Raw genomic sequence first — 24,001 nt, forward strand, 5'->3', positions numbered from 1 at the left:
CTATTAACTAGAATAATAATAATATCCTTGATCTTTACTTTGTTCCGCACCATTGTATACAACACCTAATACTCGAGCATTTACTATATGCAATAGTTCTTTTGCTTTAGTAACAGATTCTTTTTTTGTTACATTTTCCCGTATCACTAATAACGTTCCATCTACTTTCGATGCCATAATTTGAGCATCTGTTACTGCAACCACAGGTGGCATATCAAAAATAATAATATCGTATAAGTTTCTTGCTTCTTGAATAACTTGATCCATACGCATGGAACCCAATAATTCTGATGGGTTAGGTGGCTTTGGTCCGCTAGTCAATACTGACAAATTCTCAATACTTGTTTGTTGAGCTGCATCACCTACATTTTCACCTGTACTTAGTACAGTGCTTAACCCCACTTCATTAGTTAATTGAAAAGTTTTAAAAACTGTAGGTTTTCTCATGTCTGCGTCTATTAGTAATACTTTTTGACCAGATTTAGCAAAGACAACTGCTAAATTTGCCGAAGTTGTTGATTTCCCCTCACTTGGTCCTGAGGAAGTAATTACTAATGTTTGTAATTTATGATCAATTGATGAGGCAAATTGAATATTTGTTCGAATTGTACGATATTGTTCTGAAACTGGTGATGAAGGATCTACTAGAGTAATTAAGCTTACTGGATTAGTTTGTTGTTCTTTACGTTCTTTTCTTGCCATGATATCCTCCTACACACGTGAACGGCTACGTCTAGTAGCAGTTTCATCTCTTTCCACTTTTTTTATTGACTTCTTAGGCATTTTTTGTGTTGTTGCATTAATTTCTTTTTGAGTCATTTGTGGTACAGTACCTAAAATAGTAAATTCTAAATTATCTGTTACAAAACGACTATCTTTAACTGTTCTATCTAATAATTGCATTAAGAATGCTAATCCAACTCCTACAATTAAACCCAATAACAAACCAATAGCTAAATTTAATTTATTATTTGGGGATACTGGCGTTGAACTTGCAGTTGCTTTTGAGACAATCGTAATTTTATCTACATTTGTCAAAACATCCTTCACTGTCTCCTGAAAGACTTCAGCTGCTGTATTCGCAATGTGCTCTGCATCAATGGCTTTTGGACTTGTTGCTGAAATTGAAAACATTTGTGAATTTTGAGATTGTGTCACTTCTAAAATTTCTTTAATTTGAGTTGAAGTTAATACAATATCAAAATCTTGCTCTAACCTCTCTTGTACTTGTAGTGCTAAAGCATCTCCTTCTTTAATGATATCTTTATAGGTATTTAGCATCTGCAAATTATAATTGACATCGTTTAAATTACTGTTTGTATTTTCATTTTGAGGTAATGTAACAATTAACTGTGCACGCGAACTATACTGAGGAGTAATTACAAAAAATGTAATCGCACCTGCTAAACCTACACCAATAAACATACTAACAATTATCAGAGCAATATGCTTCTTCAAAACTTCAAAAATTTCTTTTAAACTAACCGTTTCTTCCATCTTTTCTCCACTTTCTATCGATTACTTTGTATCTAATTGTTTTTTCAATTTATTTTGAACAGAATTCAATTCATCTTCACTGACACGCTGATAAGATACGCCATCTTGCATAAAGCCATCCCCTTGCATTTGCAATTGATCCATGGTCGTAAATGCACCACGATAATCCAAAGCAATTTTTTGCATATCATTAAAACTCATATCAGTTTTCATATTCCCTTCCATTGCATCAAGAATATTACGATATTGAGTAACACCATCTAAAGTTAAAACTTTTTTAACAACCGCTTCAACAACAGCTCTTTGACGTAGTTGGCGTCCATAATCACCGCGTGGGTCATCATACCGCATACGTAAATAGCCTAGTACTTCTTCACCATTCAGATGGATAGGACCAAAGGCATAATGATTTCCACTTAAATCAAATTCCAAATCATTATTAACATCCACGCCACCGACAGCATCTACTAACTCTTTAATTCCCATCATATTAATTGAAACATAATGGTCAATTGGAATATCTAGATATTTCTCAACAGTATCCATAGACATTGCTGCTCCACCGAATGCATAAGCGTGGTTAATTTTATCTTGTGTGCCATAACCAACGATATCAACATAGGTATCACGGGGAATACTTACTAAGGTTGTTTTGTTATCATTTGGATTCACTGTGGCTACCATCAAGGTATCTGAGCGACCTTGTTCCGTTCGTCCTAAGTCACCAGTATCAATTCCTAGTAACAATACACTAAATGGCTCTTTTTTGTTTAAATCGACTGGTTGTTGACGTTTCTTGGTTTCTTCATTTTTCCGCTCAACAGATTCGTATGTTTGTTTAATTGAGCCTGATAAATCAAAGTACAATTTAGCACCTACACCAGCTGCAATCACAACTAGCGCAGCAACGATTGCAAAAATTGTTAAAAAGATTTTTTTTCCTCTTGAACTGCGTCGACTTCTTCGCGACATTGGTCATTCCTCCATTGTTATCGAATACTCTTATTCAGTTGCTGAACTAACAGTTGTTTGTTCTGGGTTAGCTTCATTACCAGAATCAATTACTGGCGTTGATTCTTCAGTTGCTGGCGTTTCAGTACTTGGTGTAGTCTCTGGATTTTCTACAGCACTTTCACTTGTATTTCCACCATTATCTACAGGAGGAACATACTCACCTTGATTACCAGTATCTGTTGGTGTTTCTGGTATCCATTGTTCTTCTGAAGATTCAGGTATTGGTTCTTCATAAACTGGTTCAGAATAAGTTTCTTCAATAATTGGCTCTTCATAAGTTTCTTCAATAATTGGTTCTTCATAGGTTTCTGTTTCAATCACTTCTTCGTAAGTTGATTCTTGTACTAAACCAACAATGTGCGAAACTTCTTCTGCTAAGGCAGTGAATTTTTCTTTTAATTTCTCATTGCGGATGTCTTCTATTTTAGCTAAGACTTCCATATAATCTTCATACGTAACAATAGCGCCTTCTTTTAATAGTTCATCAAAGCGTTTTTGTAAGTCATCTGCGGTTTTTACTTGATCAGAGGCACTTTTCAAATACTCTTTAGCTACTTTGCGCCATTTATCATCTGGAAATAATGATAATTTTTCGCTGACTTCATCGACTTGATTTTTTTTCAATTTATCTTGAATCGCCATCTCATCTTTAAACTTCAACCAATCTGGGACTTCTTTGGTAAATAGTTTATTCGTTTGTTCTTGAATTCTTAATTTGTCTGAAACATCCGTTAAGTTCTTAGAAATTTCTGTCTTTTGTTTCTCTAATTCTTTAATTCCTTCAGGTAATGAACCTTCCTTGATATTAAAATCATCTGCTGTAACGCGGACAGCTTCTAAATCACTTTTTACTTTAGTTACGTCAGCTGTTTTCAACCCTTTTTTCAAAAAATCTTTGTCTTTGCTGGCATATAATCCATCGACAGTTTTTTGTAGTTCATCCAACTTTGATTTTTCATTTGTGACAGCTGTTTCTGCATAAGAAACACGCTGTTCATATTGACGGTCGTTGTTTTTTTGATAACCAATATAACAAATTCCAACAGCAGCAACTGCGACAGCTGCCACACCAAGCCCTTTCAGCATTTTATTCATTTGTTGATTAACACTCCTTGTATTAATTTATTATTCATATTTTTATTTATACTTCGTTTTATAATAGACATATATGCCAATTTTACTGCAAATGCCCTATAAATGGAAGAAAATCTTTTTCATTCAATTTTCATTAAGGCCTAAAAAAAACGTTGGTATTCTAAGTTTCACCTTATATAAAAGGGTTTGTATCCGTTTTAAAAGACACCTCCTTTTTTCAGAAAAGGTAGTATTTTTACAGCAAAACAATCATCCTTTAAAGTAAGAATGATTGTATCGCTCGTTTGCTTAGTTATTGAAGAATCGTGACTTTGACGTTGTAGCGGCGTCCCCATTGAAGACATTCTTCAGGAGTTTTAAAGTGAACATCGATGATATTGCCTTTGATTGCCCCACCTGTATCAGCTGCAATTGCTACACCGTATCCTTCTACTTCTACTAAGGTTCCTAGTGGAATAACGCTCGTGTCAACTGCAACAGCTTGTGGATTTTGTCTTAGATCTAATCCAGAAGCTGTATAGAAACTTGCGCCAGCTTCCGCATAAGAATATGCTGTGGATTCCATATATAATACACGACCAGTTGATTGTGTTTCTTCAGGTTGTATATTTGTCTCTTGTTTCGGCGTTTCTGGTTTGGGTGTTTCTACTTTTGTTTCAGATTCTATTGTTGTATTCGTTGATTTTTCAGTTTGCACTGGTTGTTCTGCTGTTGTATTTGCACTTGTGTCTTCAGAACTGGTTTCAGATTCAACGGTTGTTTCTTGTTTTTCTTCGGTTTGTGTTTCTTTAGCTTGGCTTTCAGCTGCTTCTTTTTCTTGCTGAGCTTTGGCTTCTTCTGCTTGACGCGCTTGCTCTGCTTCACGCTTTTCGGCTGCTTTACGTTCCACTTCTGCTTTTAGACGTTCGTTCTCAACATATTTACTTTGAGCTACAGATTGTAAGGCGTCTTGATTATCGGAAAGTTGATCTTGCAAATCATTGATTTTTGAATCTAAATCATTTGCTTCAGTCACTAAGGCATGCTCACTAGTTTCAAGTTCTTTTTGTGTAGTGGTGGCTGTTACTTCTAATTCTTGTAATTTAGCTACCTCTGCATCTAATTCATCTAGGGCATCTTTTTCAGCTGTCTGCAAGACAGAAATGGCATACACCCCACTAACAAATTCTTGAATACTTGAAGCCTGTAGTAATAACATCAACTTATTTTCTGATGCTCGATTCAACTGCAACGTTCGTAAACGATCCGCAACGAGCTGTTTTCTTTGTGCAATTTTTTCTTCTGTTGCTTTCATTTCTTCTTTTGTGGATGCTAAAATCACTTCATTTTTAGCTATTTTATCTTTCAGTTCTTCTACTTCTTGATACTTCTGATTAACATCTTGCAATGCTAATTGGACATCAGCACTAATTGTTTCACTTTTTTGTAGAAGTACTTCTTCTTTTTTATCCAAAGATTCTAGTGACTCAGCACTTACTGCTAATGGCGCTGTAACAGTCATTCCCAACAAACAAGTTGCTAAAAATTTCTTCGCTTTCACGAATTCAACACCTTCCTTTTATTCTCCAACTTTGTATATTATACAAAAGTAGGCTTCCTTATTTGTTGCAATTCATTTACAGATTATTACAATTCGCTGAGATAGTAGATATTTTTGATACATATCCTTATTTATCAGTGTTAAACAATGGTTAAATGTTGATAAATTAGGATTCTAGCTCGTAACGCATTTGTAACATAGTCTGTATTTGCTTCTCTATGCGGTGTTTAGTTTCTGCAACTTTCCTTCATTGTTTCTTTGCGTTACAATATTGCTATCATATTATTTTAAGGAGGAAATTATGTTTCGTTTATTACATTATGCTAAAAATTATCGAAAACAAATTTTTCTCGGTCCCTTTTTCAAATTTTTAGAAGCAATTTTTGAGCTTATTTTACCATTATTAATGGCAATTTTAGTGGATGAAGGGATTCAGAAAAACAATTGGTCCAAAGTGATGGAAATGATGATTTGGATGGTTGTCATGTCGATAGTTGGATTATTGTGCGCAGTAATTTGTCAATATTTTGCCTCGTATGCGTCACAAGGATTTGGAACAGAATTACGTAATCAATTGATGAAAAAAATCAATCAACTGTCACATCAAGAGTTGAATCAGTTTGGAACAGATACATTGATTACTCGTACAACCAACGATGTGAATCAATTGCAAGTTGCTCTAGCGATGCTTATTCGTTTGGTAGTACGGGCACCCTTTCTCAGTATCGGTGCTGTTGTTATGTCGTTTTATATTGATTGGCAAATTGGTCTGGTTTTCTTATTGATGTTGCCGCTGTTTTGTTTCGTTTTATTTTTTATTATTGCAAAATCTGTCCCGCTATACAAATTTGTCCAACGTCAATTGGATCATGTTAACGAATTGGTTAGCCAAAACTTAAGTGGTGTACGAGTGATTCGTGCCTTTGCCCGTCGTCAAACAGAAATCAAACGTTTTGATGACTCTACGGACGAATTATCTAAAGTTTATTTGCGCGTAACAAATCTTTCTGCATTGCTGACGCCTGCTACAACTTTAATTTTAAATATTGGTGTTTTAGCCATTTTTTACATTGGGGGCTTTAAAGTAAATATCGGTCATTTGCAACAAGGTCAAATTTTGGCATTGGTTAATTATATGAATCAAATGTTATTAGCGTTAATTGTCGTTTCCAATTTGGTCGTTCTTTTCACACGAGCGGCGGCTTCGGCAAGTCGTATTAATGAAGTCTTAGATGTTGAATCCTCTATTCAATCAGTTCAAACCACGGAAACTTCTACGAATGATGGCAGTATTTCGTTCGAACAGGTTGATTTCCGCTTTGCTCCTGAATTTGGTTTAGCTTTAGAAAATATTAACTTCACGATTCCAAGCAACACAACGATTGGCATCACTGGCCCCACTGGTAGTGGAAAAACAGCTTTAACTCAGTTGATTCCTCGCTTTTATGATGTTGCTGCGGGTTCGGTAAAGGTTGGCAATAAAGATGTTCGTGAGTGGGAGTTGAATGCTTTACGAAAAACAATTGCCATGGTTCCTCAAACAGCAGTCCTATTCACTGGAACGATTCGAGATAATTTACATTGGGGAAAAAACAACGCTACAGATGAAGAATGTTGGGAAGCATTAGAGCTCGCACAATCACGTGATTTTGTCGAAGCCTTGCCTGATGGATTGGATACGATGATTTTTGAAGGTGGAAAAAATTTCTCTGGTGGACAAAAGCAACGGTTGACCATTGCGCGAGCATTAATTGCTAAACCAGAAATTTTAATTTTGGATGATTCCTTGAGTGCGTTAGATTATCAAACAGACTTAAATTTGCGTCAAGCATTGAAAACACTTAATGGGACAGTTATCATTATTTCCCAACGAATTCGTTCAATCCAAGATGCGCAACAAATTTTTGTAATGGATGCAGGGAAATTAGTGGCTAAAGGAACTCATGAACAGTTGCTACAGACATCGCAAGAATACCAAGAAATTGTCGAATCACAAGAGGAGGGAATCGAATGAAAACAAAATCTTTTGATTGGAATAGTCTAAAACGATTCTTCCCTTACTTATTACGCTATAGAAAAGAAAACATGACTGCCATGTTACTTGGGATCATTGCTGGTCTCACTTCGGTTTATATGACCTTTTTAATTGGACAAGCGGTCGATCAGTTACTTGGAAAAGATGCGGTTGATTTTAACCAGTTATATAAAATTTTAGGTCTATTTGCCGGTATTGTTGGCGTAACCACAGTTAGTCAATGGTTTATTCAACGCTTAGGAAATCGAGTGGCTTATTTAGCAGCCGCCGATTTACGAAAAGATGCCTATCAAAAATTGAACCAACTTCCCTTGCGTTATTACGATCAGACTTCTCACGGCAATATTGTTAGCCGATTTACGAATGATATGGATAATGTTTCGGTCGCTGTATCAGCGATTTTCAATCAATTATTTTCAGGTGTTTCTGTTGTATTACTCGCTTTATTTATGATGGTTCGTATGAGTGTGGTTTTAACAATTGTCGTTTTATTATCCACACCCATTATTTTCCTAGTAAGCTGGGCTGTGGCTCGTGCATCACAAAATGATTTTCGTCAGCAACAAGAAATTGTCGGACAAGTTTCTGGCTTTATTACAGAAATGGTGGGCAATCAAAAAATTGTCAAAGCCTTCCAACAAGAAGAAAATAATCAACAACGTTTTGAAACAATTAACCAAGAATTATATGTGCGTGGACAAAAAGCACAATTTTCTTCTTCCTTAACCAATCCGTTGTCACGTTTTGTCGATCACTTGGCTTATGTAGCCGTTGGTTTTACCGGTGCCTATTTAATTTTTTCAGGGAGCGAATTGGTTACGATTGGGATTGTTTCGAGTTTTACTATTTACTCCTCACAGTTTTCTAAACCGTTTATTGAGATTTCAGGGATTACGACGCAAATTCAAACAGCTTTAGCTGGGTTAACACGAACATTTGATTTAGTGGATCAAACGCCTGAATCTTCGGATAAAACTGGCAAAGAGTTAACAACTATTCAAGGTGAGGTTCGTTTTGAAGAAGTTGATTTTGCTTATGATCCCAAGCGACCATTGATTGAGAACTTCACTTTTACTGCTGAACCGGGTGAATCAATTGCCATTGTAGGAAAAACAGGTGCTGGAAAATCGACATTGGTTAATTTATTAATGCGTTTTTACGATGTGGATAGTGGTAAAATCACCATTGACGGTGTGGATATTCGTGAATTAAAACGCGACAATTTACGCCAACAATTTGGCATGGTGTTACAAGATACCTGGTTGTTTGACGCTTCTTTACGAGAAAATTTAACTTACGGGAATGCGCAAGCAACCGATGAAGAAATCTATACTGCATTGAAAAAAGCCTACATGTATGATTACGTCATGCGTTTACCTCAAAAATTAGATACACCAATCGGACAACAAGGAATTAAAATTTCTGATGGGCAGCGACAATTATTAACAATTGCTCGTACAATGATTAGTAATCCAGCTATGTTAATTTTAGATGAAGCTACCAGTTCTGTGGATACCTTAACAGAAAAAAATATTCAATCTGCCTTTCTCGAAATGATGCAAGGACGCACAAGCTTCGTCATTGCACACCGACTTTCAACCATTCAATCAGCTGATAAAATTTTAGTGATGGATGCGGGGCATATTATTGAACAAGGAACACACGAAGAGTTACTTGCGCAAAAAGGCGCGTATTATCAATTGCATCATGCACAGTTTGAACAGTAAAAAGCAGCGAGAAAACGCAACGTTTTCTCGCTATTTTTTATGGATATGCTATACTTTAGAAAAGTATACAAAACGGAGGATTTTTATATGGCAATCACCGAATTAGCAGTATTCTCTCAGTATAAGTTCAAAAAAGAAACACCTAACATTTTACTTTCAATTATCATTCCTATTTATAATCGGGAAAAATCTGTGAAAGTCACGCTGGATTGGTTGAAAAAAACAACTTATGACTTAACAAAAGTGGAAATCATCGCGGTTGATGATCATTCACAAGATCATAGTTTTGATACTTTAGCAGATTATGAAAAATTTTTTCCAAATTTTCTCATTGCGCGCCGAAAGCAAAATTCTGGTGGTGCGTCTGTACCACGTAATAACGGTATTAAATTAGCTACTGGAAAATGGCTATTATTTCTCGATTCGGATGATTACTTAACCGAACACGCTTTAAGTGATGCGATGGCAATTGCTGAATCTGGTGATAATGATATGGTTTGTATGCCTTATGCGCGTGGTTTAGGTAGTACCCGTGCTATCAGTAAATCCGCCTTTTCTTATCCAACAACCGTAACTAATCTAGCCTTCTCACAGACTAAACTCTATAATTCTTTAAATGCTGTAGGAAAACTCTTTAAGCGTGAATTAATTGATGAATATCAACTTGATTTTCCTGATTCCATCAAAGTTCGTGAAGACAATTGGTTTATGATGAAAATGTATAGTGTGTCCCTTAAAATTGCCATTTTAGGTAATCAAAAAACATACTATTTTATCGGTGAACAAGATGGTGAATCGCTCTCCAAAGCTGGTACACCACCGAGAGATGCTGTTAAAATTTTCTTATCTGTTTACGATTTTATTCAGGCACTCCCGATTGATGAAACAAAAAAATTAGAATTTTTGGCATTATACTTAAATCGCTACACAAATTTCATAAAACGTGGCACATTTGCCCCTGTGCGTTTCTTTGATCATACGAAAGAAACTTTGAAGACGTTAGAAAATCATCCGCTGCTAGACGATAATGCCCAGACCTTTATCCAAGATTTATTTCATCATAAATATGACCTAGAAAAATAGTTATCCGCTGTTTCAGACCTCAAAGACTCATTTTTTGAGGTCTTTTAATTTAGTCTATAGCTAAAATCACTCCGTCATTTCTACGTATTCCAATAAATCTTTAGGTTGGCAATCCAATGCTTTGCATAATGCTTCTAAAGTGGAGAAGCGAATCGCTTTGGCTTTGCCATTTTTTAATACGGAAATGTTGGCCATTGTAATACCGACTTGTTCAGCAAGTTCCGTGACAGACATTTGACGTTCCACTAACATTCGGTCAATGTTTACTCTAATTGGCATCACTGTCTCCCTCCTAAACCGTCAAATCATTTTCATGCTTGATTTGAATGACGCTTTCTAATAATTTTTCGATAGTTGCTACAAATACCGATAGCGCTAAAGGAACAGCAATAATTCCTAAACCAATGATGACTACACCTGGTGCATCTTCCACATCTGCAATTCGATAAACCATAGGTAATAAACCTAAAAATAAAACAAAAATGACTAAGGTTGCTTGCTTAATTTTTCGAATAAGTTGCAGAGATTGTGTTGAAAAAGGATTGTTTTGATCAATTAAGCGTAAAATACGATACACAAAGAAAATAATACTTAGTGATGAAATCGCGGTACCGTAAAGCGAAATATGTGCGATAATTCTAGCTGGATAGAGTTCATTGGCGGAATAGGCATGAATTAAACCAAACGTCCAAAGCATAGCTACAAATAAAATGAATACACTCATTCCTAGTAAAATAATTTTTAAAAATGTTGTTTTGATTTTCATTGGGAAAACTCCTTTATTATTGATGGATTGAGTTTATTATTTTATTTATCGATATTCAATATAAATTTATTGTTTTTCGATAAATTTAAGAAAAATTTTACATAAAAAAAAGCAGTCCGCAGACTGCTTTTATGCTTTATAAGAAAATCGCTTTTGTTTCAAGATAATCTTCTAGTCCATATAAGCCATTTTCACGACCTAATCCGGATTGTTTATAGCCTCCAAATGGCGCTTTCGCTGTGCGCTTGCCACCATTGACAATCACATTTCCTGTGCGTAATTGGCGTGCTACTTTCTCAGCTTCTTCCGTTGGGCCAACGACAGCACCTGATAAACCATAAACCGAGTCATTCGCAAGTTCAATCGCTTCTTCGACTGTATCATACGTCACTACGGTTAACACTGGACCAAAAATTTCTTCTTGGGCAATCGTCATGTCATTGGTAACATTCACAAAAACAGTTGGTTCGACAAAGTATCCTTTGCCTTCAATTACCTGCCCACCTACTAAGATTTCTGCGCCTTCTTCTTGCCCTTTTTGAATATATTCTAATACGGTTTTCCGTTGACTCTCTGACACCATTGGACCCACTCGAGTTGCTTCTTCCGCTGGATCTCCGACTTGGATAGTTGCATAATATTCTTTTAAAAGTTGTTTTGTTTGTTCTAATTCATCGCTAGGAACCAACAAACGTGAAAGCGCCGAACAGGTTTGTCCTTGATTATCTAAAACGGTACTGGCAGCAGCTTCGACAGCAGCCGATAAATCGCCACCTTTTAGATAGACCATCGCTGATTTACCGCCTAATTCCAAAACTAATTTTTTGACGGTTGTTGCGGCATGATGATAGAGGTTTTTTCCGACTTCTGTTGAGCCAGTAAAGGAAATGACTTCGACATCAGGATGTGAAACTAAATAATCTCCTGCATCGCCACCACTCCCCGTAATTAAATTAAAGACACCCTTAGGTAACCCAGCTTCTTCCATAATTTCAGCATATAAAATGGCTGTGAGTGGTGTATTACTAGCTGGTTTAACAACAACCGTGTTACCCGCTAATAACGCCGGCGTAATTTTTCGTTGAATTTGATTGAAAGGATAGTTCCAAGGAGTTACACAAGCAACCACACCATATCCTTCTTTCGTAATTTTGGCGTTATCCACGGTTTCTTCAAATGAATAGGTTGCAAATTCAGAAAGTGTGGCTTCCATCTCACGAATCGATAACGGAACTTGCGCATTTTTTGTAAATTGCTTACTTGCACCTAATTCCTGAATAATTGTTTTTTGAATATCTGTTTGGCGACGTTTGATAATGGCTAATACTTTTTCTAAATACTCCGCACGTTCTTTTAGTGCTGTGGTATTCCATTTTGAAAAAGCTTTTTTCGCAGCTGCAACTGCGTTATCCACATCTTTATGCGTTGCTTGAATCACTTGGGCAATGACTTCTTCGGTTGCAGGATTGACTACATCTGAAAATACTTGAGAGTCGGCTGTTTGCCAGTTACCATCATAAAATAGTTGCTCATATTTCTTCATCTTGTCTTCCTCCTTTAATAATGAAGTGCTTATAATTACGGTAACATGTGTGTAAGCAGTCGTCAAAAAATACCCCTTTTCCAGAACTATCTGAAAAAGAGGTATCGTTTAAATTAATCCTAACTGTTGTTTCCATGTTAACACGCGACGAACCGATTCATTTAATTGTTCTTCACTGTAGTCCCCATTTTGAACTGCTTGAATCACATACGGAATTTGTTGTTGGTAACTAGAAGACATCACTAAGTCATTGCCTGCTTGTAACGCCTTTAAGCCCGCTTCTTCTTGTGAAATAAAATTAGCTAGACCCGCCATATCCATGTCGTCTGTCATAACCACACCATCAAAATTTAATTGATTGCGTAATACTTCATGAACCTTGGTCGAAATGGACGCTGGCGCATCAGAATCAATGCTGGCAATAATATTGTGTGACACTAAAATACTATCTGCTCCTGCTTTGATACCTGCTTCAAATGGTAAATAATCTGCTTCGACTTCTGCTAATGGTCGCTCATCTGTCACAATCTCCACATGAGAATCACGGTTATTGCCATATCCTGGAAAATGTTTCAGAGTAGAACCACTTTTAGCTTCTTTTAGTGTTGTTACAACTTTTTCAACAAATTCACTTGTTCCTTCTGCATCTAAACCAATTGTTCGATCATAAATAAACGCAGTTGGATCTGTGGCAACATCAGCAATTGGGAACAAGCCGGTATTAATTCCTAAATCGGTTAAAATATCCGCTTTTTGTTTCGTATCTTCAACAATTCCTTCCCAACCACTAGACGCATAGATTGCTTGTGGTGAAGCAAATGGCTGTGCCGCAAGATTCGGATTTTGACTGATACGAGTAACTGTTCCGCCTTCTTCATCTGAACCAATTAACAACGGGACGTCGCTAGCATCTTGATAACTAGCAATTTTTTGACGCAAACTCTCTTGGGTCTCCCCATCTGTATCACGACTAAATAATACATACCCACCTAAATGATAGGATTGAATGTCTTCAATTTGGTTGATTTCTGGTACTCGAACAAAAAATAATTGTCCGACTTTTTCTTCTAATGTCATTTCATCCATCCACTCATCTAACGGATCTACTTCTTGGCTTTGACTAGACGAACGCGTAGTTGTTTGGCTGGTTTGACTTGGTTCTTTGTCATTTGATTTGGTTTCATTCTTTGTAAAAAAGAAATAGGTTCCAATAATCACGGCAATTAATACCAAGACTTCAACTGCAATAACAAGTTTTTTTCCCATACTTTCTCCTTTCATGCTGACTTAATTCAATGGCAATTGAATACAAAAATCAGCCCCATGAGGATTCACATCCTTCACAGTAATGGACCCTTGATGCTCTTCAATAATTTGTTTTGCAATGGCTAATCCTAAACCATACCCGCCTGTTTCTTTTGAACGTGATCTGTCTTCGCGATAAAAGCGATCAAACAAATGTTCCTGGGCTTCTTTGGAAATACTTGGACCAGTGTTTTTTACATGTAATTCCCATAATTTGGATCGTTTAGTTGAGATTACCTCAATTGTATCGCCTTGCTTTGTATACTTTAACGCATTATCCAACAAAATGACAATAACTTGATACACCTTCTTGCGATCAATGACCACAGTTGGAGAATTGGCTACGTCCAATGTAAAAACTTTTCCTTCCAATTCCGCCATTTCTTGAAAAGGTACGACTAAATCTGTTAAAAAGGCCTCCGTTTCAACCGCTTCTTTTTCTAACATTAATTGATTGGCATCACTCCGAGCAATCGTTAATAAATCCGCTGTCAATCCCGTCAAACGACGTGTTTCATTGAGTGCTTGCGCAATATTTTCAGATTCCTCTAAAATGGTCTGGTCTGGTTTTCGAAAAAGGCTTTCTAAGCGATTCTGGATAATGGTTAACGGCGTGCGTAATTCATGCGACGCATTCTCCACAAATTCTTGTTGCTTTTGCCATGCCTTTAAAATAGGTTTCATTGAAACAGCAGATAACCAATAGCTGATACCAATTGATAATAACCAAAATACAATCATACAACCGACCACGATTGCACGAAAATTGGTCAAAGAATGCTGAATTTGATTGACGTTTGATAATATTTGAACGTAGGCAATTTCATTATCTGCGTATTCTTTCGTTAATGAGTGAAAAACTAATTCATCTTCATCGTCTTGAATGGTTACTGTTTGAATTTCTTCTAATTGACTCGTTTGCAACCGTAGATTTTCCATTTGTGAAAATCGTCCACCTATCGCGTCTTTATTCAAAATTTCACCGTCTTTTGACCACAAAATAATTTGCGTGTTAAAACGGTTGCTGGAAGGACTTTTCGGCGGTTCTTTATGAAAATTCTCAGGGAAAGAATCATCGCGATAACGCGCAATTTCTTGTTGAATAAATTCAGGATTATGATTCATCTCCGTAATGGATTGATCGGTTTCACGATACGCAGTTTGACTTAATAATTGTAAGATAATCATTCCTAAAAAGACAAAAATTACCGCAAAGGCACTGACGTTCATCAAGAAAAAATTTCTGCGTTGTTTTCGTGAGAGGGTTTTGTTCATGTTTCCTCTCCTTTCAACATATAGCCAACATTTCGTAATGTTCGAAAATCCTTTTCTAAACCTGTAGGACGCAGATGTTTTCGTAAATGGCTCATATACACTTCAACGACGGTCACCGTTGTTTCAGAATCAAATCCCCAAATTCGGTCAAAAATTTGTTCTTTAGTTAAAATCATGCCTTGGTTTTGTAAAAAATACACCAACAAATCAAATTCGCGTCCTTGAATCGGTAAAATTTTTCCTTCATAAAGCACTTCTTTACTTGTTAATTGGCAAGTAATCGTTCGATACGTCAGCGTATTTTCATCAAAAAGACCCAATGAACGTTTGAGTAACGCTTTTATGCGCATGATTAATTCTTCCCGATAAAACGGTTTGGTTAAATAATCATCGGCACCTTTTTGAAATCCTTCTATTTTATCTTCTAAGCCATCTTTGGCTGTCAAAATTAAGACGGGCGTTTGGTTGCCCTGCTTACGAAGCTCCGCTAATACTTGATACCCATTCATTTCCGGCAACATCAAGTCAAGAATAATCAAATCATACACACCAGATTCGGCTTCGTATAATCCTTCATTTCCTGTATAGACTTGTGTTGCTTCACCTAATTCTGTGACAATTTCTTTAATTGTATCTGAGAGAATAACATCATCTTCAATCAATAAAAATTTAATCATTTTCTTCACCTTCTTTAAAGATATCATACCATTTTTAGCTTAATTCAGCCTTAAATTCTCGCTTAAGCTAAGTTTAAGGTTCACTTTTTATGATAGCACCAGAAAGCAAACGAAGGAGGAATAGAAATATGAAACTCAAAAAAGTATTTCAACGAAAAGAGAGCAAATATCTCTTCAATCAAAAACAATTCGAAGCGTTTTTTCAAGAACTACAACAGTATATGACCGTCGATCAATATGGCTTACACACGATTCGTTCATTATATTACGATACGGACAATTATCACTTTATTCGTCATTCGATGGATAAGCCCAAATATAAAGAGAAATTTCGTATTCGAAGTTATGGTACACCAACAAATGATAGTCTCGTTTTTTTAGAAATTAAGAAAAAAGTGAAAGGCATTGTTTATAAACGCCGAATTCCCTTAACTTACACCGATTATCTTGCGTGGGAACAAACAGGAAACTTCCCACTTGCATTGGAGCAGTCACAAATTGCTCAAGAAATTAATTGGTTATTTTTAAAACACACGGATTTACTGCCGAAAGTTTTGATTTCTTATGATCGACTTTCTCTTTATTTAGAAGATGATGAGGATTTTCGTGTAACTTTTGACCAAAATATTCGGTATCAAGTCAATCACGTAGCATTGGCTGCAACTCGCGGTGAATTGGTCGCACCAGAGTTAGATGTTTTGATGGAGGTCAAAGCAATGGGGGCGTATCCTTTGTGGTTTGTCGAATTATTAACGAAACATCACGTGCAAAAAGGTAGTTTTTCAAAATATGCACAAACTTATCAACGTTACTTATTCAAGGAGGAATTATTCTATGTTGTCTAGTCTATTTACAGAAGGTTCAGGAGATATCCATATTCAGGAGTTATTAATTTGTATCATTAGCGCCATTGTTCTAGGGATGCTGGTCGCTTTTATTCATATGTATCGCAATGTCTACACCAAAAATTTTGTAATTACCTTAGCCGTTTTGCCAGTTCTTGTTCAATCAGTGATTATGCTGGTAAATGGGAATTTAGGGACTGGGATGGCGGTACTAGGTGCGTTTAGTTTAATTCGTTTCCGTTCAGTGGCTGGTGGCGCTCGAGAAATTACAAGTATTTTTTGGTCGATGGGAATTGGTTTAGCAACTGGTATGGGGTATGTCTCATATATTGCGGTGTTCTCTGCCGTTGTTGCAATCTTTTTATTGGTTATCTATCGGACAAACTTTGGGAATCAAAAAACCACAGAACGTGAATTAAAAGTGACTATTCCAGAAGATTTAGATTATCCTGACTTGTTCACTGATATTTTTGAAACATTCGCTTATAGCCATCGTCTTGATTCCGTTCGAACTACTACTATGGGTAGCTTATATGAATTACGTTACATTTTATTACTTAAAGATCAACAACAAGAAAAAGAATTAATCGATGCCATTCGTGTACGCAATGGTAATTTACCAATTGTTTTAGGCAAGGTCGCCACTAATCGCGACGAATTATAGAAAAAAGGAAGTGGATTTGCATGAAAAAAATAATTTATGTCTCATTAGTAAGCGCCTTATTATTAGGTGCTTGCGCTCACAATGACACAGCTACCACTGACAGCACGGATCTCTCAATTGGCAATGAAGCAGTCCAGCTCACCGCTACAAATACAGAGACAATTGGTTCTTATGAAGATGAAGATTTTAATACAGATGCATCAGATAGCCTGGCAATTGAGCTATCTGATGCCACAGAAGCCAGTGATGGCGCAACTGTCGATAATCAAACAGTTACCATTACTAAAGCTGGAACCTATACACTGACTGGCGAACTTACAAATGGACAAGTCATTGTCAACGTTGGCAAAGAAGAGAAAGTTTACCTCATCTTAGACGGCGTGACTATTACGAATAAATCAGGTCCCGCTATTTTAATTGAACAAGCTGAAAAAGTCATTACGACACTCGCAGATAATTCAACTACGACCTTAACAGATGGTAGTGACTATCAATTAGAAGCAAATGAAACGGAACCAGATGCCACCTTCTTTAGCAAAGAAGATTTAGTTATTAACGGAGAGGGCGAACTAATCATTAATGGAAATTACAATAATGGGATTCGCAGCAAAGATGATTTGATTTTAATCTCTGGAAATTACACTATTAATGCGAAAAACAACGCCCTAAAAAGTAAAGATTCCATTCAAATTAAAGACGGACTTTACACGTTAACTACCGAAGAAGGCGATGGGATTCAAGCAAACAATACTGAAGATGAAACAAAAGGTTTTGTGGCAATCGATGGCGGTAGCTTCTTGATTACTTCTGGACGTGATGGCATTCAAGCCGAAACCAATGTAACCATTCAGCAAGCAGATATCACTATTCAAACCGGTGAAGAACCCATTTCAACAGAGGAAAGCTATAAAGGAATTAAAGCTGGTAAAGCAGTGACTATTCAAAGCGGAACATTGACGATTGATAGCGCTGACGATAGTCTCCATAGCAATGGAGATATTACCATTGCAAGTGGTAAATTAAAACTAACCTCAGCAGATGACGGAATTCACACCGACAATAATTTGACCATTGACGGTGGAACGATTGTTATCACCGATTCTTATGAAGGATTAGAAGCAAGCGTCATTACTTTAAATGATGGCGAAGTCTCAATAGTTGCTAGTAATGATGGCGTCAATGCAGGTGGTGGTAGTGATACCACTTCTGAAACAGGAACATTTGGCGCGGATTCCTTTGATGGCGGACCTGGTGGCGGCAATCAAGCCGATGAAAGTAAGCAAATTATTATCAATGGCGGAACGCTAGCGATTGATGCCCAAGGTGACGGCTTAGATAGTAACGGAAATATTCAAATGTCTGGTGGAACGTTAAGCATCAATGGACCAACTGAAAATGACAATGGTGCCCTTGATTATAACGGTACATTTGAACTAACTGGCGGAACTCTTGTTAGTAGCGGAAGTAACGGTATGGCAATGAATGTGTCAGAGTCTTCCACTCAACCTTCTTTTGGTATTTATTTTGATAGTACGCAAAAAGCTGGAACAATTATTAGTTTACAAGATAGTTCCGGAAATGTGGTTGTCACCTATCAACCAAACAAAGATTTCCAACATCTCACGATCTCTTCTGCTGATTTAAAAATTGGCGAAACGTATACATTGATTAGTGGAACTGAAGCAAACGGAACTGCTAAAAACGGCTTGTATGAGGAAGGAATTATTAACGGTATCGAACTTGGAACCCTGACACTTTCTGATGCAGTTACTAATGTGACCGAAACTGGTGAAGAAGCTTCTCAAACAGGTATGATGGGTAATCCCAGAGAATAATCGCAATAATAAAAAAGGCGGACATCGGATTGATGTTCGCCTTTAGTGGATGTTTAACTATAGTTATGCAATTATGCGGTAAATTTTAAATTTTTAGTTAATCGTTTCATTGGAAGGACCCGACCAACAAAATAAATCATTGCGGATTGAACAGGTAACATAATCACCGATTTAACTAAACGCGGCGCCCAAATTACCCAGCTTGTTAATGGTTGATTGTACATAATAGCTAACCAAATTGGCGTCAGAATTAAACTGATAATAATCGTGTTAGTTAGTGTACATAAGATCGCATTTTTCCAAGTTACTTCTTTGTTGTAGAAAAAGAATCCATAAATTGCGCCGCCGATGAAAGCATTCAATGTGAATCCGATAAAAAAGGTTGATTTAGCAAATAATGCCATCCCGATTAAATCAGCAATCACTGCGCCTATTCCTGTCCAAAAAGGACCAAATAACATGCCCATCACCATTTCTGGTACAAAGGTGAATGTAATTTTGAGGTACTGTGATTCAAATCCAACAATTCGCGACAAGACCACCATTAAAGCGATCAAAAGTCCCATGGTTGTAATCATGTGTGCGTTGACTTTTCTTTTCATTTCTAGCATCTCCTTAACGAGCTGCTACACAAATAAATATGCAGCGAATGCGAAAACAAAACCGCGGATAACATCCTTCGTCCAAGAGGCAACATCCCATCCTCTCAGCACTTAACGCTTTGTCTTCTACTCTGTTTTATTTGTAGATTACTCTACGCCTTGAATATAGCACAGGAAATCCATTTGAACAATAAAATACACTTAATTTTTCGTTATTTTCCGTAAATATTCTGAAAAGTTAGCTACTAACTATTTCATTTCTTTCGCCTTCAAAAAAACAGGTACGTCGAAGGCTTTACTTAGTGATTTCATCACAAAAAAGGCAATATTGTAATCAATCATACTATGAATTAACCCACCAAAGCCGATAAAGCCAAATAAGAAAATAAACAGGTTTCCTTCATACGTTGCACCTGCACTGTTTCCTGCAAGGAAGAAAATTGCTACCACAATCAATTCCACACTTGCATGGACTAAACCAATGATAAAGTTATACACTTGAAACTTCTTATTACTTAAAATAATTTCTGGATGTTTTTGTAAATAATTCGCACCAATCACCGCAAATACCACATGTGACAATGCTCGTAACGCAATAATAAATGGCGCCGTCATCATGAAACCAAATGCCGTTCCTAATGCGACTGCGATGGCAATACTTGGTGAAAAGAACATAGCTACAAATAATGGAACATGACTTGCTAAAGTAAAAGATGCCGGACCAATCACGATTTTCGGCATAATCATTGGAATAATAACTCCCATTGCGATTAATAACGCTGCTATCGTTAATTTTCTTACAGAATTAGTTTTCATTTTTTCTCCTCCAATGTGTCAAGACACTTCAAACTGAACCTATTCTATCGATAAATAGGCTAGGTGTCAAGACACTTATTAAAAAATGAGTCAGAGAATCATTCTCCGACTCATTTTTTCGTTGATTTTAATTCTTTCTGTAGTTTTTTATTTTTAATTACGAGTATAATAACAAAAATAAATAACAATCCGACAGCTACACCGATGCCTATCGTTAGCCAAGAAAGAGGTGTTTTTTCAATCGATACATCTGTTTGATTATATTCTTTCGCTTCATCCGCTTCAATCGTAAACGTCGGTGCGCCTTGCCACACGTTGTCACCTGCTGTTAACGTTGTTTTTACCGTATACGTTCCCGCTTCAAATGCTTGTCCACTCAATGGGATAAAATAATTCATTTTGGTATTCGGTGCGAAAGTAATCATTTTTGTTTCTTCAATTATGGTTTGCTCATCACGACTAATAGCATACGACAGTTCCACATCACCAATATAAGTCGGTGTACTATTTTCTATAACCACACTCACAGCATTACGCGCATTTTCTTGGAGTGCCTTAGCAGAATTAATTTTGATTTCTGGTTCAACAGTTTCTAAACGATTGCGTACAATCAACGCAATTTCTCTTGCAAATAAGTTTTGCACGTTCCCTTCAAATTCCTCTGAACCAACCTGTTGAATGTAAAGACCGCCTGCTAAAACCCCAGCAAACTCCTCGTTTGGCATAGCAACTTCGATAGTGATTTGCTTTGTTTCATTCGGTTTTAAGGTGACTTCTTTATCTGAAACAGCCACTAAATCTTCAATGTCAAACGCTGCTGAATCAGATTTTCCTTCTGAACTATCTGAATACACAATGGCACCATTCGAATTATTAACTGCGCGATGAAATGAAACAGCTAATGTCAATTCTTTCTCACTGGTATTTTTGAGTTCTAATGATAGTTCCTCTGTTTGTTTAGGTTGTAGTAATAAATCATAATACATTAATTCTTTGTTCGTTTGGGAGTCAGGAACCTTGATATTCGCTTCAAAACTACCTAGTGATGCAGCTTCTACAGGTACCGCATAACTATAAAAGAGTATGACTGCTCCTATACATAACAAGCAATTCACTATTCGTTTCATTCTTTCATCCCCTTTTTGACAACAGTTCCATTATGGCGTAGTTGGCGCGTATGAAAATGTCCAAATTAAGCTCGTTTGGTACTGACCAGCTTTTTTATCTGTATTTGCAGGAATTTCTAATTCAAATTCTTCAATCGGTAATTTCGTTTCTCCTGCACCTGTCCCTGCATTTGCTGTTAGAACATCGTAATCCTGATTAAACAAGACAAACGTTAATTGATTGCCTGTAATATTAGAAGTTGGCGGTACCCCCAGATTATTATTTAATGTTCCGACTTTGAAATTCAGTTGCGCATTTCCTAACGTCGAAGCACCTAAATTAAACTGCGAGACTTGTTTCACTTTTAATGACCATGTTGATGTAGCGTCGCCCCGGTTATCGCGAACAGCAATTGTTCCTGTTGTTAAATTATTCCCATTTTTCTCACCAGTATTGTCTGTTGTTGCGTACCATTTTTCTGCAGTAGTTGTTTGAATTTCATGTGCACCAAAGTCTAAGTTTGTGGGTAATTTAGCGGTAGGATCTGCACCTTGTTCTTCTGGGTCAAAAATAATATCTCCTGGCGTAAATTCTACTTCTCCTGTCGTATTGTCAGCAGCAAAAACAACAGGTGCTGTACTAAAACTCACTAATCCAAATGCAGCAACCAATAAAAAAATTCTTTTTTTCATTTTGATAACCTCCTAATTTTAATGATGTTGTAAATAGCCATTGCAATTAAAATAATCCCGAAGAAACCTAACATTTGATTAATCGTTTCACCAAACTGTCCAAACGGTGGTTTAGCAGTAGACTCTGTTGTTTCATGAGAAAAATCAGTTGTTGACGTTTCTGTCGTTGTTTCCGTAGTTTCTTCGGTGGTTTCCCCGTAATAAAATTCAACATTTCCAGTAGTTACCTCTGCATGAACCTCTATGAAAAAAACGCAAAAATTCAACATTATTAGCGTAATAATAAATTTTTTGACCATTTCCTCCCTCCTCAAGGAACATCTGATAGCGTCCAAACTAAAGTTGTTTGATAAGTTCCTGTATATTTGGGGGTATTTTCAGGGATATATAGGTAAAAAGATGATAAATCAATAGTGACAGCGCCTGATGCTTGTGCATTTTCCAAACTTAAAAGGCTGACAGTTTCTTGATTATATAAAGAAATGTTTTCACCTTGAGGATAGCTAATATCCTCAGGTTGAAATTGAACCCTTGTAATTTCGCCAATATTCATCTGTAACTGAGCATTAGGCAACGGATATTCGCCATTAAGCCATGCACTTTCTTGCTTCACACTTAGTTCCCATTTCGAACTGGTTTCGATTGTTTTAAGTCGATAATCCGTTACAGAGATTTGTCCTGTTGTCACTTGGTTTTCATTTTCAGCAACCCACGTTTCTGCTGCTTTCGTTTGAATTGGATGTGTTCCAAAATCTAAATTTGTTGGCAAAGAAAGCTGCCATTCAAAAATCTCTCGTGCAAAATAAATATAGTTTTTACTTTGCGATTGAGAAAGAAGATTGACATCAATAACATTCGCCTGAACAATTGTCCCAATAAACGCTGCATCTAAGTCGGTATTCACATGCCTCGGACGACTAATTTCTGTTGGAATATCAATGGTTGAATCAGCTAATACTGAACCATCAGCTAGTTGTTTTAATAAGCTTTCTGTTGAATTAAATGTATTTTGAGCAAGTGTGATGGTACTATCTAATGTTGCCTCTAAGGCTTTTACACTAGTCGTTAATGTACCATTGACAATTTTTAAAATTTCCCCGATTAAAGGTAAATTTTCCGCTCCAGGCAACAGGCTAATTTTTAATTCAATCGCTTTTAATTCATCGAGTAGTTGATTGACCGTATCTTGCAATTTCATCGCCAAACCATTATCTAGTTCAACAACCACTGCTTTACCATCTGCGGTTAAGGTCACATTCTCAGAAAATGCTACATTATTGAGTGCTGATAAATCGGTTAATTCTTTTAGCTTGGCACTCAAGTCACCTGTATTAACAGAAACAACATCGGATAACGTAATCAAACCTAAGACTTTGCCTTTCAATAAATTGGTCACACCATCTAATAATGTTCCTACAGCGCCACTTACCGTCGTAATTAAAGTAGTAAATACAGGCATATTATTTTTTTCTAACAAAATATTCCCGTTAAAATTAGCTTGCTCATTTCCTACTGATACTTGATTTAACATCGTTTCAGGAATGACCACCACAGCCTTTTTTTTCGTTCCTACTAAAACAATCTGCCCTAAATCCACCGTCTCATTTCCTTCTATAGTAAAGACCACTCTTTTTTGCACTTCATTGACGGGCCAACGATACTCATTTGTTGTCTGGCTGTCATTTTGTGAGGAAAGATTGTTTAAAAGTTCTAATCCTACGATAGCTGCCTCTACTTTTTTTACGTGAAAATAACTGGCCGAGGTTATAGATAATAAGAAAAGAAAGAGAACTATTTTGCGAATAAACAGCTGACGTTTGTGTTCTTTTTCCATCTATCATCCCTCCATTTTCAGTAAACTTTAGATACAAACAGACAATTAC

23 protein-coding genes and 1 riboswitch are annotated in these 24,001 nt (G+C 36.6%); of the genes, 6 read left to right on the plus strand and 17 right to left on the minus strand.

Going from position 1 to position 24,001, the window contains the following annotated elements; translation table 11 throughout:
• Nucleotides 1-3 precede the first annotated feature (3 nt).
• The 5 genes from DOK78_RS14985 to DOK78_RS15005 form a co-directional block, all read right to left on the minus strand.
• The gene (locus DOK78_RS14985; protein ID WP_207942070.1) at nucleotides 4-702 is read right to left on the minus strand and encodes a CpsD/CapB family tyrosine-protein kinase; all 699 of its coding nucleotides are present in this window, start codon (nucleotides 700-702) and stop codon (nucleotides 4-6) included.
• Between the two features lie 9 nt (nucleotides 703-711).
• The gene (locus DOK78_RS14990; RefSeq protein WP_207942069.1) at nucleotides 712-1,497 is read right to left on the minus strand and encodes a YveK family protein; all 786 of its coding nucleotides are present in this window, start codon (nucleotides 1,495-1,497) and stop codon (nucleotides 712-714) included.
• Between the two features lie 21 nt (nucleotides 1,498-1,518).
• Nucleotides 1,519-2,469, minus strand: coding sequence for an LCP family protein (locus DOK78_RS14995; RefSeq protein WP_207942068.1), 951 nt, complete (start codon nucleotides 2,467-2,469; stop codon nucleotides 1,519-1,521).
• 30 nt (nucleotides 2,470-2,499) lie between these two features.
• Nucleotides 2,500-3,606 (minus strand): hypothetical protein, encoded by a 1,107-nt coding sequence (locus DOK78_RS15000; protein WP_207942067.1) that lies wholly within the window; start codon nucleotides 3,604-3,606, stop codon nucleotides 2,500-2,502.
• 292 nt (nucleotides 3,607-3,898) lie between these two features.
• Nucleotides 3,899-5,146 carry a 3D domain-containing protein gene (locus DOK78_RS15005; RefSeq protein ID WP_339076300.1) on the minus strand — a complete coding sequence of 416 codons (1,248 nt, stop codon included), beginning with the start codon at nucleotides 5,144-5,146 and terminating at the stop codon, nucleotides 3,899-3,901.
• Nucleotides 5,147-5,447: 301 nt separating this feature from the next.
• Here DOK78_RS15005 and DOK78_RS15010 point away from each other — a divergent pair, with 301 nt between their 5' ends.
• The 3 genes from DOK78_RS15010 to DOK78_RS15020 all read left to right on the plus strand — a co-directional run bounded on the left by DOK78_RS15010 (nucleotide 5,448) and on the right by DOK78_RS15020 (nucleotide 9,991).
• Nucleotides 5,448-7,160 (plus strand): ABC transporter ATP-binding protein, encoded by a 1,713-nt coding sequence (locus DOK78_RS15010; protein WP_207942066.1) that lies wholly within the window; start codon nucleotides 5,448-5,450, stop codon nucleotides 7,158-7,160.
• Nucleotides 7,157-8,908 (plus strand): ABC transporter ATP-binding protein, encoded by a 1,752-nt coding sequence (locus DOK78_RS15015; RefSeq protein WP_207942065.1) that lies wholly within the window; start codon nucleotides 7,157-7,159, stop codon nucleotides 8,906-8,908. The genes DOK78_RS15010 and DOK78_RS15015 overlap by 4 nt, the downstream gene beginning before the upstream one ends.
• A gap of 87 nt (nucleotides 8,909-8,995) precedes the next feature.
• Complete coding sequence (locus DOK78_RS15020) at nucleotides 8,996-9,991, plus strand: glycosyltransferase family 2 protein (protein WP_207942064.1); 996 nt, start codon at nucleotides 8,996-8,998, stop codon at nucleotides 9,989-9,991.
• 66 nt (nucleotides 9,992-10,057) lie between these two features.
• On the opposite strand, the gene DOK78_RS15025 is transcribed toward DOK78_RS15020, so the two are convergent.
• The 6 genes from DOK78_RS15025 to DOK78_RS15050 form a co-directional block, all read right to left on the minus strand.
• A complete protein-coding gene (locus tag DOK78_RS15025) occupies nucleotides 10,058-10,270 on the minus strand; it encodes a helix-turn-helix domain-containing protein (RefSeq protein WP_207942063.1) in 213 nt (70 codons plus the stop codon).
• 13 nt (nucleotides 10,271-10,283) lie between these two features.
• Nucleotides 10,284-10,757 (minus strand): DUF2975 domain-containing protein, encoded by a 474-nt coding sequence (locus DOK78_RS15030; RefSeq protein WP_207942062.1) that lies wholly within the window; start codon nucleotides 10,755-10,757, stop codon nucleotides 10,284-10,286.
• A gap of 136 nt (nucleotides 10,758-10,893) precedes the next feature.
• On the minus strand, nucleotides 10,894-12,300 hold the full coding sequence (locus DOK78_RS15035; protein WP_207942061.1) for an aldehyde dehydrogenase family protein: 1,407 nt from the start codon (nucleotides 12,298-12,300) through the stop codon (nucleotides 10,894-10,896).
• Nucleotides 12,301-12,408: 108 nt separating this feature from the next.
• Nucleotides 12,409-13,566: a glycoside hydrolase family 3 N-terminal domain-containing protein gene (locus DOK78_RS15040; protein WP_207942060.1), complete on the minus strand. Its 1,158-nt coding sequence runs from the start codon at nucleotides 13,564-13,566 to the stop codon at nucleotides 12,409-12,411.
• A gap of 21 nt (nucleotides 13,567-13,587) precedes the next feature.
• Nucleotides 13,588-14,880 (minus strand): sensor histidine kinase, encoded by a 1,293-nt coding sequence (locus tag DOK78_RS15045; RefSeq protein ID WP_207942059.1) that lies wholly within the window; start codon nucleotides 14,878-14,880, stop codon nucleotides 13,588-13,590.
• A complete protein-coding gene (locus DOK78_RS15050) occupies nucleotides 14,877-15,557 on the minus strand; it encodes a response regulator transcription factor (RefSeq protein ID WP_207942058.1) in 681 nt (226 codons plus the stop codon). Before DOK78_RS15050 ends, DOK78_RS15045 begins: the two co-directional genes overlap by 4 nt.
• Nucleotides 15,558-15,685: 128 nt before the next feature.
• Between DOK78_RS15050 and DOK78_RS15055 the strand changes: the two genes are divergently transcribed.
• Genes DOK78_RS15055 through DOK78_RS15065 form a run of 3 tightly spaced genes read left to right on the plus strand, consistent with a single transcriptional unit; the run spans nucleotide 15,686 to nucleotide 18,901 of the window.
• The gene (locus DOK78_RS15055; protein ID WP_207942057.1) at nucleotides 15,686-16,402 is read left to right on the plus strand and encodes a polyphosphate polymerase domain-containing protein; all 717 of its coding nucleotides are present in this window, start codon (nucleotides 15,686-15,688) and stop codon (nucleotides 16,400-16,402) included.
• Nucleotides 16,392-17,066, plus strand: a complete 675-nt coding sequence (locus tag DOK78_RS15060) for a DUF4956 domain-containing protein (protein ID WP_207942056.1) — start codon at nucleotides 16,392-16,394, stop codon at nucleotides 17,064-17,066. Before DOK78_RS15055 ends, DOK78_RS15060 begins: the two co-directional genes overlap by 11 nt.
• A 20-nt stretch (nucleotides 17,067-17,086) precedes the next feature.
• On the plus strand, nucleotides 17,087-18,901 hold the full coding sequence (locus DOK78_RS15065; protein WP_207942055.1) for a carbohydrate-binding domain-containing protein: 1,815 nt from the start codon (nucleotides 17,087-17,089) through the stop codon (nucleotides 18,899-18,901).
• A gap of 71 nt (nucleotides 18,902-18,972) precedes the next feature.
• Here the strand turns inward: DOK78_RS15065 and DOK78_RS15070 are convergent, their stop codons facing one another.
• From DOK78_RS15070 to DOK78_RS15095, 6 genes are all read right to left on the minus strand, one after another.
• On the minus strand, nucleotides 18,973-19,512 hold the full coding sequence (locus tag DOK78_RS15070; RefSeq protein WP_207942054.1) for a folate family ECF transporter S component: 540 nt from the start codon (nucleotides 19,510-19,512) through the stop codon (nucleotides 18,973-18,975).
• A gap of 30 nt (nucleotides 19,513-19,542) precedes the next feature.
• A riboswitch (THF riboswitch) is annotated at nucleotides 19,543-19,639 on the minus strand.
• Between the two features lie 113 nt (nucleotides 19,640-19,752).
• The gene (locus DOK78_RS15075; RefSeq protein ID WP_207942053.1) at nucleotides 19,753-20,319 is read right to left on the minus strand and encodes a hypothetical protein; all 567 of its coding nucleotides are present in this window, start codon (nucleotides 20,317-20,319) and stop codon (nucleotides 19,753-19,755) included.
• 110 nt (nucleotides 20,320-20,429) lie between these two features.
• Nucleotides 20,430-21,446 carry a DUF916 and DUF3324 domain-containing protein gene (locus DOK78_RS15080; protein WP_207942052.1) on the minus strand — a complete coding sequence of 339 codons (1,017 nt, stop codon included), beginning with the start codon at nucleotides 21,444-21,446 and terminating at the stop codon, nucleotides 20,430-20,432.
• Nucleotides 21,447-21,476: 30 nt separating this feature from the next.
• Nucleotides 21,477-22,118 (minus strand): WxL domain-containing protein, encoded by a 642-nt coding sequence (locus tag DOK78_RS15085; protein WP_207942051.1) that lies wholly within the window; start codon nucleotides 22,116-22,118, stop codon nucleotides 21,477-21,479.
• Nucleotides 22,115-22,417 (minus strand): hypothetical protein, encoded by a 303-nt coding sequence (locus tag DOK78_RS15090; RefSeq protein ID WP_207942050.1) that lies wholly within the window; start codon nucleotides 22,415-22,417, stop codon nucleotides 22,115-22,117. The genes DOK78_RS15085 and DOK78_RS15090 overlap by 4 nt, the downstream gene beginning before the upstream one ends.
• Nucleotides 22,418-22,428: 11 nt before the next feature.
• The gene (locus tag DOK78_RS15095; protein ID WP_207942049.1) at nucleotides 22,429-23,952 is read right to left on the minus strand and encodes an adhesive domain-containing protein; all 1,524 of its coding nucleotides are present in this window, start codon (nucleotides 23,950-23,952) and stop codon (nucleotides 22,429-22,431) included.
• Nucleotides 23,953-24,001: the final 49 nt, after the last annotated feature.

The organism is Enterococcus sp. DIV2402 (assembly GCF_017426705.2).
Classification (GTDB): domain Bacteria; phylum Bacillota; class Bacilli; order Lactobacillales; family Enterococcaceae; genus Enterococcus_F; species Enterococcus_F lowellii.

Coding starts and splice junctions, on each gene's coding strand:
- DOK78_RS14985 (WP_207942070.1), bottom strand. CDS start 702: ATGGCAAGAAAAGAACGTAAAGAACAACAAACTAATCCAGTAAGCTTA.
- DOK78_RS14990 (WP_207942069.1), bottom strand. CDS start 1,497: ATGGAAGAAACGGTTAGTTTAAAAGAAATTTTTGAAGTTTTGAAGAAG.
- DOK78_RS14995 (WP_207942068.1), bottom strand. CDS start 2,469: ATGTCGCGAAGAAGTCGACGCAGTTCAAGAGGAAAAAAAATCTTTTTA.
- DOK78_RS15000 (WP_207942067.1), bottom strand. CDS start 3,606: ATGAATAAAATGCTGAAAGGGCTTGGTGTGGCAGCTGTCGCAGTTGCT.
- DOK78_RS15010 (WP_207942066.1), top strand. CDS start 5,448: ATGTTTCGTTTATTACATTATGCTAAAAATTATCGAAAACAAATTTTT.
- DOK78_RS15015 (WP_207942065.1), top strand. CDS start 7,157: ATGAAAACAAAATCTTTTGATTGGAATAGTCTAAAACGATTCTTCCCT.
- DOK78_RS15020 (WP_207942064.1), top strand. CDS start 8,996: ATGGCAATCACCGAATTAGCAGTATTCTCTCAGTATAAGTTCAAAAAA.
- DOK78_RS15025 (WP_207942063.1), bottom strand. CDS start 10,270: ATGCCAATTAGAGTAAACATTGACCGAATGTTAGTGGAACGTCAAATG.
- DOK78_RS15030 (WP_207942062.1), bottom strand. CDS start 10,757: ATGAAAATCAAAACAACATTTTTAAAAATTATTTTACTAGGAATGAGT.
- DOK78_RS15035 (WP_207942061.1), bottom strand. CDS start 12,300: ATGAAGAAATATGAGCAACTATTTTATGATGGTAACTGGCAAACAGCC.
- DOK78_RS15040 (WP_207942060.1), bottom strand. CDS start 13,566: ATGGGAAAAAAACTTGTTATTGCAGTTGAAGTCTTGGTATTAATTGCC.
- DOK78_RS15045 (WP_207942059.1), bottom strand. CDS start 14,880: ATGAACAAAACCCTCTCACGAAAACAACGCAGAAATTTTTTCTTGATG.
- DOK78_RS15050 (WP_207942058.1), bottom strand. CDS start 15,557: ATGATTAAATTTTTATTGATTGAAGATGATGTTATTCTCTCAGATACA.
- DOK78_RS15055 (WP_207942057.1), top strand. CDS start 15,686: ATGAAACTCAAAAAAGTATTTCAACGAAAAGAGAGCAAATATCTCTTC.
- DOK78_RS15060 (WP_207942056.1), top strand. CDS start 16,392: ATGTTGTCTAGTCTATTTACAGAAGGTTCAGGAGATATCCATATTCAG.
- DOK78_RS15065 (WP_207942055.1), top strand. CDS start 17,087: ATGAAAAAAATAATTTATGTCTCATTAGTAAGCGCCTTATTATTAGGT.
- DOK78_RS15070 (WP_207942054.1), bottom strand. CDS start 19,512: ATGCTAGAAATGAAAAGAAAAGTCAACGCACACATGATTACAACCATG.
- DOK78_RS15075 (WP_207942053.1), bottom strand. CDS start 20,319: ATGAAAACTAATTCTGTAAGAAAATTAACGATAGCAGCGTTATTAATC.
- DOK78_RS15080 (WP_207942052.1), bottom strand. CDS start 21,446: ATGAAACGAATAGTGAATTGCTTGTTATGTATAGGAGCAGTCATACTC.
- DOK78_RS15085 (WP_207942051.1), bottom strand. CDS start 22,118: ATGAAAAAAAGAATTTTTTTATTGGTTGCTGCATTTGGATTAGTGAGT.
- DOK78_RS15090 (WP_207942050.1), bottom strand. CDS start 22,417: ATGGTCAAAAAATTTATTATTACGCTAATAATGTTGAATTTTTGCGTT.
- DOK78_RS15095 (WP_207942049.1), bottom strand. CDS start 23,952: ATGGAAAAAGAACACAAACGTCAGCTGTTTATTCGCAAAATAGTTCTC.